Here is a 1,254-nt window from a genome sequence, read left to right on the forward strand (position 1 = left end):
GCGTCGCACCGACCGACCGGCGGCCCGGCGGCCGTCCCGCAAGCCGCGACGCCCACCGAAGCTCGCCGACTCGCGGCTGCGGCTGCGGCTGGGCACCGTGCTCGCGCTGTCCCTGTTCGCCGTCATCGGGATCCGGTTGATCTTCCTCCTGGCGGTCGACGCCCCGGCCTACGCCGGGGGCGGCGTCACAGACCGGACGCGCTCCGTCGAGCTGCCGGCGCCGCGCGGCGCGATCTACGACAGCACCGGCGCGCCGCGGGCCCGCAGCGTCGAGGCGCGGTACGTGTACGCCGACCCGACCAAGGTCGAAGACTCCGCCGGCACCGCGAAGGCGCTCTCGCCGCTGCTCGGCATCCCGGTGTCGAAGCTGATGGAGCTGATGAGGCCGCGCAAGCTGGAGAACGGCATCGCGTCCACGTTCGCCTACCTGGCGCGGGGTGTGGAGATCCCGACCGCCAAGCGGGTGCAGGCGCTGGAGCTGCCCGGTATCGGGGTGCACCGCGACGAACGTCGCGACGTGCCCGGCGGTGACCTGGCGGCCAACCTGATCGGCTTCACCAGCCAGGACATGGACGGCCTGGAAGGGCTGGAGGCCCGCTACGACGACGTGCTCGCCGGGCAGGACGGCAAGCGGGTGTACGAGGCCGGCCTCGGCGACCTCGGAGCGCCGATCCCGGGCGGCTACAGCCGGACCACTCCCGCCAAGCCGGGCAGCTCCCTGAGCCTCACCATCGTTCGTGACCTGCAGTTCCGCACCCAGCAGATCCTCAGCGCGGGCATGGCCAAGGTGCCGGGCGGCACCGGCGCCGCCGTGATCATGGAGATTCCCTCCGGCGCGGTGCTGGCCCAGGCCAGCAACCCCACCTACGACGCGGCGAAGCCGCTCCCCAGCGACCCGGTCGCCCGGGAGGACGCCGCGACCAGCTTCGTGGTCGACCCGGGCTCGGTGCACAAGGCGATCACCTACGGCGCGGCGCTGCAGGAGGGGGTGATCACCCCGGACACCACGTTCCCCGTCGCCAACGGCATCAAGATGGGCGACACCTGGTTCCCCGACACCCACCCGGCCGACGGCAAGCGGATGAGCATCCCGGGCATGCTCGCCTACTCGTCCAACGTCGGCGCCATCACTGTCGCCGACCGGCTCGGCCGGGACCGGCTGATCGACTACCAGAAGCGGTTCGGGCTGGGTAAGCCCACCGGTGAGGGGATGCCCGGGGAGGCCAGCGGGCGCCTGTTGCCGGCCGATGAGTG

At 72.6% G+C, this 1,254-nt stretch carries 1 protein-coding gene; it reads left to right on the forward strand.

The genetic code is table 11. From position 1 onward, the window contains the following. Positions 1-1,254: penicillin-binding protein 2 (locus tag KBX53_RS33400; RefSeq protein ID WP_247676588.1), on the forward strand; the 1,254-nt coding region annotated here is incomplete at both ends.

This window comes from Micromonospora sp. M51, from assembly GCF_018070305.1.
GTDB lineage: Bacteria > Actinomycetota > Actinomycetes > Mycobacteriales > Micromonosporaceae > Micromonospora > Micromonospora parva.